3 protein-coding genes and 1 pseudogene are annotated in these 3,000 nt (G+C 68.4%); 1 reads left to right on the top strand and 3 read right to left on the bottom strand.

Annotation, left to right across the window (positions count from 1 at the left end; all coding sequences use genetic code 11):
- Positions 1 to 529, bottom strand: a pseudogene (locus tag HG543_RS52800) (AAA domain-containing protein); the annotation flags it as partial.
- Positions 530 to 645: 116 nt separating this feature from the next.
- Here HG543_RS52800 and HG543_RS52805 point away from each other — a divergent pair.
- Positions 646 to 1,722, top strand: coding sequence for a DNA topoisomerase subunit B (locus tag HG543_RS52805; RefSeq protein ID WP_343073667.1), 1,077 nt, complete (start codon positions 646 to 648; stop codon positions 1,720 to 1,722).
- Between the two features lie 36 nt (positions 1,723 to 1,758).
- On the opposite strand, the gene HG543_RS52810 is transcribed toward HG543_RS52805, so the two are convergent.
- A complete protein-coding gene (locus HG543_RS52810) occupies positions 1,759 to 2,505 on the bottom strand; it encodes an Imm52 family immunity protein (protein WP_169352545.1) in 747 nt (248 codons plus the stop codon).
- Positions 2,506 to 2,509: 4 nt separating this feature from the next.
- The coding region (locus HG543_RS52815) for a Tox-REase-5 domain-containing protein (protein ID WP_246357937.1) at positions 2,510 to 3,000 on the bottom strand (491 nt) is incomplete at its 5' end.

Raw genomic sequence — 3,000 nt, forward strand, 5'->3', positions numbered from 1 at the left:
GCTCGAAGTCGCGGGGTGTGTCGAAGCGTGGGGGCTCGTTGCCCAGCACCACCTCGCGCTTGCGGCGCTCGGTGCCCTTGTCCATGGCCCGGATGCGCTGGAGGCCGGCGCGGAGCCTGTCGTAGGTGACGTCGTTGGGGACGACGTCGAGGCGCAGGAGGCCCTCGTGGACGTAGGGCGGGGGCGAGCGGTCGAAGGCGAGCTGGATGCGGGTGGCGGTGGCGCGGGAGATGAGGGCGCGGGCGGGCTCCTTCACCTCGGCGCGGCGGGGGAGGACGGCGACGAGGTCCCCGTTGTGCAGGCGGGTGGGGAGGGGACGGCGGTCGGCGCGGCCGAGCGTGACGAGGAAGCGGCCGCCCAGGCCCACTTCTTCTTCGATGGACTCCAGGTCCAGGACGGACAGGCCGTGCTCCTCGCGCTCCTGGAGGGAGAGGCTCTCGGCGAGGGAGGCCAGGCGGGCTTTCTCGGCCTCGCGCTCCCGGGCGAGGAGCGAGCCAAGGTGGTCGAAGAAGGAGACGTCACGAGCCATGGCCCCGTCATGCCACCAGGGCGGGGCGGCGGCCAGCGTCTCTCGCGGGCCGTGTCGCCGAGCGTGCGGCGGAGCGGGCAGGGGGGCGGGTAGAGTGGGCGTGGGAGGTGTCGAGCGTGAATGGACCGGGTGTGCCGCGGGACTTCGTCGATGCTGTGCGCAAGCGGCCGGGGATGTACGTCGGGGACGTGGGCGTCTACGGACTGCACCACCTCGTCTACTTCCTCCTGGATGCCGTGTTCCTGGATGAACGCCGCGGAGAATGCGGCGGCTTCGAGCTGGAGGTCGACGCGGAGGGAGGGCTCTCGCTGGTCGCCGGAGGAAACGTCGTTCCTCCCGAGGGAATGCTCGAGGAGGCGGAGGGAGCCCTCTTCTTCAGACAGCCGAAGACCCACGGCTGGGCGTGGGCCAACAGCCTTCCTGTCTCCCTCGCGCTCTCGTCGCGCTACCAGCTGGACGTCTGGGACCAGGGACGCCAGTGGCGCCTGATGGGTGAGCAGGGGCGTCCCAGGGGCGGGGTCTCCGAGGTGACGCCGGTGGAGCCCGTGTCGGTCCAGGGCCCGCGAGTTCTTCGCGTGCGTCTCGTTCCGGATGCCACTGTCCTGGAGGTCACCACCTTCGACTCGGAGCGGCTCTCGCGGCGCTGCCGGGAGCTGACGTACCTCGCCCCCGGGCTGCGGGCGCGTTTCATCGACCACCGGACCGGCGAGGACTCACGGCTCTATTATCCGGGTGGCATCACCGAGCGGCTCCGGGAGATGACCGCGGACGTGCCGCGCCGCCATGCCGAGCCGCTGTCCTTCGACGTCTCGTGGGAGACGCTCCGCGTGCGGTGCGCGCTCCAGTGGTGTGAAGAAGGCGAAGGCGTGTGGTCGTACGCCAACACGGTGTGGACCCGGAAGCAGGGGGTGCACGTGGACGGCGTCTTCCTGGCCCTGCGCGGGGCCCTCGCGCAGCTCACCGGCGAACGGGTCCAGGACTTCTTGCGGTCGAGGCTGAGTCGCGGGCTGTGGGCCCTCGTCGCGGTGGACGGTCCGGATGAGCGCATGGCCTTCAAGGGGCCCACGAAGGATCTGCTCGCCATCGAGGGACTGAGGGAGGCCGTGCAGGCACGGCTTCAGCCCCTGTTGGTGGAGGCCCTGCGCGAGCATCCCCTCAGGTCCTGGCTGGTGGAGCAGGGGCTGGTTTTGTAGCAGCCGGCCATCCAGCAGATGGTCGAACTCATTGTCTCAGCGCTGGCGCAACTCCAATAGCCCCGCGTTCATGAGCCGCTGGCGCACCTGCCCCGCCAGGGCGACATGTTCGGCGTTGTCCGCCGTGAAGCCCTCCACTGGCAGCACCAACAGCGTGCCGTGCTCCCCCAGTGACTCGATGCGTACTCCATCAGGCATTGGAGGCACTTCGCCCTGTCGGCGCGAAACGTATGTCAACCAGCCGGCTCCGACAGGCCCCGAATCCTTCCTGCCGATGAGGAGCGTGTAGTTGTTCGTGCTGACGAGCCCGTGGTCCACGTCCCATGCTTCCACCATTATCGTCATGAGCCGCGCCAGCATCGGGACGTTCAGCAGGCGCGGGCTCGTCGTGCCCCCGCCTCGGAGCATCAGGATGCAGCTGTTGGGGGTAGAGGTGTAGGCCCCACAGGTGATGGTGATTTGGAGTGCGGGGGTCTCCTCGTTCCAGAAATGCGTGAGGAAGCCCAGTTCTTCGATGACGCGTTTGTTGCGGTCGGTCCAGTGCCGCCCCCGCAGCATTTCCTCTTCCAAGGGCGCCAGCACTTTGGTGTCGACCGGCACGCCAGGCCTGCCCCGGGTGGTGTGGCCACGGGTGTACCAGTGGCGCAGGGCCGGATCGCACTCCGCCAGGGATTGGAAGAGGCGCTGGGCTCGCCGCGCGCACTCCGTCGCGGACTCCTGGCGTGCTCCCCAGTACATGAGAACGTTGTGGCTCTCCTGCTCGAACAGTCCGTCAGCGCGCATGCAGTCATCTCTTGGGACGGAGGGGGACGTGGACGACCTGGATGTTCTTGAGTCCTGCCTGCTTGAAGAGTTGCTCGAAAGCAAGAGTCGTATGTGCCTCGGCGACATGCCATTCCAGCGGCAGGCCCAGGCGCTCGGCCAGCTGCGATTGCCGCCTGGCCTGCTCCATCAGTCCCTTGAACCCCTCACCCCGTGCAAACCAGGGCAGGGGGATGCCATCCGCATCGAAGAACTGCTGGTACTGCTCGCCCTTGGCCTCCAGCAGCACCTGGTGTGGGCTGAAGCCGTCGTACTCCACGTCATTCACCATGTACACCTCCGACGCGGGACGGCCCGTCACCTGCTGCTGGTAGCGCTGCGACTCCGCCGAGCCTGCCGGCTTCTTGCTGACCCACTTGCCCGGCCCCTGCGCCGTCGGAGGCTTCGCGCTACCGCCTCCCCCACCACCGCCCACGCTCCGACTCGTCATGTGCAGCACGTAGAAGGCCCCTGCCC

Origin of the sequence: Pyxidicoccus fallax, assembly GCF_012933655.1 — a bacterium.
Lineage (GTDB): Bacteria > Myxococcota > Myxococcia > Myxococcales > Myxococcaceae > Myxococcus > Myxococcus fallax.

What these genes read in the sequence shown, in the direction of transcription:
- HG543_RS52810 (WP_169352545.1), bottom strand. Translation starts at nt 2,505, where the DNA reads ATGCGCGCTGACGGACTGTTCGAGCAGGAGAGCCACAACGTTCTCATG.